This is a genomic window from Lonsdalea britannica (assembly GCF_946477055.1).
GTDB lineage: Bacteria > Pseudomonadota > Gammaproteobacteria > Enterobacterales > Enterobacteriaceae > Lonsdalea > Lonsdalea britannica_A.
The window spans coordinates 1-5,225 of the sequence record NZ_CAMKXG010000247.1 but is presented as its reverse complement, the minus strand read 5'-3'; the positions used below and the strand labels follow the sequence as shown (position 1 = coordinate 5,225).

The 5,225-nt window shown below is 54.5% G+C and carries 4 protein-coding genes; 2 read left to right on the top strand and 2 right to left on the bottom strand.

From position 1 onward, the window contains the following. Positions 1–163 precede the first annotated feature (163 nt). On the bottom strand, positions 164–2,761 hold the full coding sequence (gene topA, locus Q7O77_RS14395) for a type I DNA topoisomerase (RefSeq protein ID WP_304168641.1): 2,598 nt from the start codon (positions 2,759–2,761) through the stop codon (positions 164–166). Positions 2,762–3,194: 433 nt separating this feature from the next. On the opposite strand from topA, the gene Q7O77_RS14390 reads away from it, so the two are divergent. Continuing rightward, positions 3,195–3,452, top strand: a complete 258-nt coding sequence (locus tag Q7O77_RS14390; RefSeq protein ID WP_304168638.1) for a YciN family protein — start codon at positions 3,195–3,197, stop codon at positions 3,450–3,452. A gap of 111 nt (positions 3,453–3,563) precedes the next feature. Here the strand turns inward: Q7O77_RS14390 and sohB are convergent, their stop codons facing one another. Next, on the bottom strand, positions 3,564–4,610 hold the full coding sequence (gene sohB, locus Q7O77_RS14385; RefSeq protein ID WP_304168635.1) for a protease SohB: 1,047 nt from the start codon (positions 4,608–4,610) through the stop codon (positions 3,564–3,566). A gap of 321 nt (positions 4,611–4,931) precedes the next feature. Here sohB and Q7O77_RS14380 point away from each other — a divergent pair. Continuing rightward, positions 4,932–5,225: SDR family NAD(P)-dependent oxidoreductase (locus tag Q7O77_RS14380; protein WP_304168633.1), on the top strand; the 294-nt coding region annotated here is incomplete at its 3' end.

Here is a 5,225-nt window from a genome sequence, read left to right as displayed (position 1 = left end):
TATGCAGTTATGCAGTTATGCAGTTATGCAGTTATGCAGTTATGCAGTTATGCAGGGAATCATGCGATCGTTCAACAAAAAAACGAGGCCGTCAAAAACGGCCTCGTCATCATCATCTTACCTGTTGAACGGAGCGGATTTACGCCCACCGTCGGGGTGAAGATTATTTCTTGGTTTCAACCCATTTACCATCCACATAGAATGCGGACCAGCCGGTCGCCTTACCGTCTTTTTCTGACGAGACGTACTGCTGCTTGGTTTTACGGCTGTAACGCACCATGGTTTTGTTGCCCGCCCCGTCGTTGACGGGCGCATCGGCCAGATAGCGCAGTTTTTCCGGCAGCCGATCCTTGAAGCGCAGCAGTTCTTCCACCAGCGGCGCGCGCGTTTCACGCGATTTCGGGAACGTATTGGCGGCCAGGAACACACCAGCGGCGCCGTCTCGCAGTACAAAGTAGGCGTCGGACTTCTCGCAAGGCAGCTCAGGCAGCGGTACCGGATCTTCTTTCGGCGGAGCGACTTCGCCACTACGCAGGATCTTACGCGTGTTGGTGCAGTCGTCGTTGGTACACGCCATGTATTTACCGAAACGCCCCATTTTCAGGTGCATTTCCGCGCCGCACTTGTCGCACTCAACCACTGGGCCGTCATAGCCTTTCAGACGGAACTCGCCGGTTTCGATTTCATACCCTTCACAAGACGGGTTATTGCCGCACACGTGCAGCTTGCGCTGATTGTCGATCAGATAGCTGTCCATCGCCGTGCCGCATTTCGGGCAACGACGGCGCGCGCGCAGTGCATGGGCTTCAGCCTCATCCCCTTCGAGGATATTCAGCACTTCCTCTTCAGGAATCAGGTTGATCGTCGTTTTGCAGCGCTCTTTCGGCGTCAATGCATAGCCGGAGCAGCCCAGGAACACGCCGGTGCTGGCGGTGCGAATGCCCATTTTACGGCTACAGGTCGGGCAGTCGATGCTGGTCAGCACCATCTGGTTCGGCTTCATACCACCCGCATCCGGATCCAGCTCGGCCGTTTCCAGACGCTTGGTGAACTCGTCGAAGAACTCGTCCAGTACGGCTTTCCATTTCGCCTGATTGTTGGCGACCTGGTCGAGGCTGCTTTCCATCCGCGCGGTAAAGTCGTAGCTCATCAGCTCGCGGAAGTTTTCTTCCAGACGGTCAGTGACGATTTCGCCCATTTTTTCCGCGTAAAAACGACGGTTCTCTACCCGCACATAGCCACGATCCTGGATCGTCGAAATGATAGAAGCATAGGTAGACGGGCGACCGATCCCGCGTTTTTCCAGCTCTTTTACCAGAGAGGCTTCGCTGTAACGCGCAGGCGGCTTGGTGAAATGCTGGCTCGGCAGCAGTTTGTCGAGCGTCAGGGCTTCGCCCACTTCCACCGCGGGCAGAGAGCGATCTTCATCATTTTTGCGCAGAGCAGGCATCACTTTGGTCCAACCGTCGAACCGCAGCGTGCGGCCTTTGGCGCGCAGCTGGTAGTCGCCAGCGCTGACCGTCAGCGTGGTGGAGTCGTACTGAGCCGGCGTCATCTGACAGGCGACGAACTGACGCCAGATCAGCTGATACAGCCTCTGCGCATCCGGCTCCATATCTTTTAACTGTTCGGATTGCACGTTGACGTCGGAAGGACGAATCGCTTCATGCGCTTCCTGAGAGTTCTCTTTGCTGCTGTAGTGATTAGGCGCATCCGGCAGGTAACGTTGACCAAACTCATCGCCGATAAAGCCGCGAACCATTTCCAGCGCATCCTGACTCAGGTTGGTGGAGTCGGTACGCATATAGGTAATGTGACCCGCTTCATACAGACGCTGCGCCATCATCATGGTCTTCTTAACGCCGAAGCTGAGACGCGTGCTCGCCGCCTGTTGCAGCGTGGAGGTAATAAAAGGTGCGCCGGGTTTGCTGCTGGTCGGTTTATCTTCGCGGTCGGACACCTTGTAGCTGGCCTTCTCCAACAGAGAAACCGCCGCGTGGGTCTGCGTTTTGTTGACCGGTTTGAAAGGCTTGCCGTTGTGATGCGTGACCTGCATTTTCAATGCAACGTCGCTTGACGCCAGCAGGTCCGCGTGAAGTTCCCAGTACTCTTCAGGCACGAACACTTTGATTTCACGTTCACGATCTACGACTAAGCGCACCGCAACGGACTGGACGCGTCCGGCGGACAAACCACGTGCGATCTTCTTCCACAGCAACGGCGAAACCATGTAGCCCACGACGCGGTCCATGAATCGACGAGCCTGTTGGGCGTTGACGCGGTCGATGTTCAGTTCGCCCGGATTTTCGAACGCCTGCTGGATCGCGTTTTTGGTAATTTCGTTAAATACGACGCGGCTGAAGCGCGTTTCATCTCCACCAATGATTTCCCGCAGGTGCCATGCAATGGCTTCCCCTTCGCGGTCAAGGTCGGTTGCGAGATAGACGTGCTCAGCGTTTTCCGCCAGCGTCTTCAGCTCGGCAACGACTTTTTCCTTGCCCGGCAGGATCTCGTAATTTGCCGCCCAGTCATGATAAGGATCGACGCCCATACGATTGACCAACGCGGTCTTTTCGTCCTTCTTAGGCGCTTTTTTGGTTTTTCCCTGTGAGGAATCCGCGCTCTTTTTACTCGCAGAGCCGCTGGTCGGCAGGTCACGTACATGACCAACGCTGGATTTAACCACATAGTTATTGCCAAGATACTTATTGATCGTTTTGGCTTTTGCCGGGGACTCAACTATGACGAGAGCTTTACCCATAATTTATTGTTACCTACTGAATTCTTTAAGAAAAGAAAAAATCTTTACCAACACGGGATGATAACCGTCACCACCCCAGCTCAATTCGCTTTCGGCTACGAGGAACATCATTGTGTTCTTGTCTTCACGGGCTCGCTGGCACCGCTGATCCGTCGCAACTCTATGATCCCGTGGGAATAGTCAATGCCGCATTGTAACCATAGATAACGTTTATCATCCACGGCGTAAATAAATTATTCTGCTTGACTCTGGAAAATCCCACACTCTACCTGATAAATGCGACCACGCAACTTAATTAGCATGTAAAGGCGGTTTTCGCCACCGATCCCCCCGTCAGACCTCCAGCGGGTAAGATAAAAATCTGGCGATTTGCCGTGTAAAGGCGTCAGGCAGTACAATGCCGCAGAATTTTATTCGCAGGAGCACAGGCGTTATGCACACTAATAAAGAAAAGACCCTCATCGATCGCGCCACCTTGCTGGCTGAAGCCAACACTCTCATCAAAAATCACGACGACTATTTGCACGGTATTGAAGCCACCGACGTTGAGCAAAAAAACGGCGTGTTGGTTTTTCGTGGCGACTACTTCCTTGACGACGAAGGGCTCCCTTCGCGCAAAACCACGGCCGTATTCAATATGTTCAAATATCTGGCGCATGAGTTGTCTGAGAAATACATACTGAAGGACTAAGCTCGTCGACTGACGGCCGCTGAATCGGCGCGAAGACGCCGGGAAGAGTCAATGTAGGGAATAGCATGATTGAGCATAGCCCGCCTCTCAGCGGGCTATATGCGGGGAGTGTTACAGGAGAGGCTGTTGCCCTTTTTGCCACCAGCGCAGCATTAAGCGCTCCAGCGTGGCGCCCGCGCTGCCGGTGAAACGATCCATCAGACGTTTACGGCGCGTGTAGTGTACTGACAAGACGTTGTACGTGTTCATCTCCGCAATCAGCAAATCGTCACTGGTGCCAATCGCGTCCACCAGCCCCAGCGCTTTCGCCTGAGTGCCGAACCAATGTTCGCCCGTCGCCACCGCATTAATATCCAAGCCAGGACGCATTTCGCTGACGAACGACTTGAACAACTGATGGGTGATATCCAGCTCTTCGCGGAATTTCTCCCGTCCGGCATCCGTATTTTCGCCAAACAGCGTCAGGGTACGTTTATATTCGCCTGCCGTATGCAGTTCGACATCGATATCGTTGTTTTTAAGTAACCGGTTAAAGTTAGGCAGCTGCGCGACCACGCCGATAGAGCCAACGATAGCGAACGGCGCCGCTACAATGCGATCCGCCACGCAAGCCATCATGTATCCTCCACTGGCCGCGACTTTATCGACGGCTACCGTCAGACGAATGCCCTTATCGCGCAAACGCTGGAGCTGGGAAGCCGCCAGACCGTAGCCATGCACTACGCCGCCAGGGCTTTCGAGTCTTAACAGCACTTCGTCGTTCTTGCGGGCCACGGCCATAACCGCGGAGATTTCCTCGCGTAGCGAACTGACTTCAGAGGCGTCCATACTTCCGTTGAAGTCGAGTACATACAGGCTCGGTTTACCCTTCTCCTCATCGCCGCGTCGACTGCGCTGCTTCTCCAATCGAGCCTTGGCCTTTTCTTCTTTCTTATGCTTTTTCTCCAGCGCCTTGCGTTCCGCATCGCCCAACGCCGCACTCTCCATCTCCTGCTGCACGCCGCGATACTGTTCGCCGAGATCGATGACCTGCAGCTCGCCGCCCCGCTGACGTTTTCGCAGAGACAGCCCGACGGTCAGCACCACCAGCGCGCCGATGGCGATCACCACGGTCAATGTTTTTGCCAGAAATAATCCATATAAAGCCACTAATTCCACGAATACCGCCTTTTGTTCTGTGACTGGCAGGCAACTGACTCGGTCAGCGCTCCTGCCTGGGTTGCTTAACATCAGTGTCATAACGTAGCGTATGCCATACGTAATGGCGATGCCTCAGCAACGAAATTCACACTTTCGCTGTTTTTTCCCACACGCCAACCGGAAATAGTGCCAGTCTGATTGAAAACGCCTATCGTTTCAGGCATAAACCCTCTATTTATACCTTCCAAAAATCGATATCGGATTCAGGCCGCCGCGCGTGGCCGACAGCAATCCCCTTTCGTTCAGCATCTGAGTTGACGACGGTAAGAGGACATTGACGTGCACTATCAACCTAAAAACGACCTGCTGAAACAACGCATTATTCTGGTGACCGGCGCGGGAGACGGTATCGGACGCGAAGCCGCGCTGACCTATGCGCGCTACGGTGCCCGACTGGTGCTGCTAGGCCGTACCGAAAGCAAACTGCGCGCCGTAGAGCGGCAGATCCAGGAAGAGTGCGGCGCACACAGCTATCTAATCCCGTGTGACATGCTGACGGCTACGCCGGATCAGTGCCACCAGATAGCAGACGCGCTGAGTCAGGCGATGCCGCGTCTGGACGGCGTCCTGCAC

What these genes read in the sequence shown, in the direction of transcription:
- topA (WP_304168641.1), bottom strand. Translation starts at nt 2,761, where the DNA reads ATGGGTAAAGCTCTCGTCATAGTTGAGTCCCCGGCAAAAGCCAAAACG.
- Q7O77_RS14390 (WP_304168638.1), top strand. Translation starts at nt 3,195, where the DNA reads ATGCACACTAATAAAGAAAAGACCCTCATCGATCGCGCCACCTTGCTG.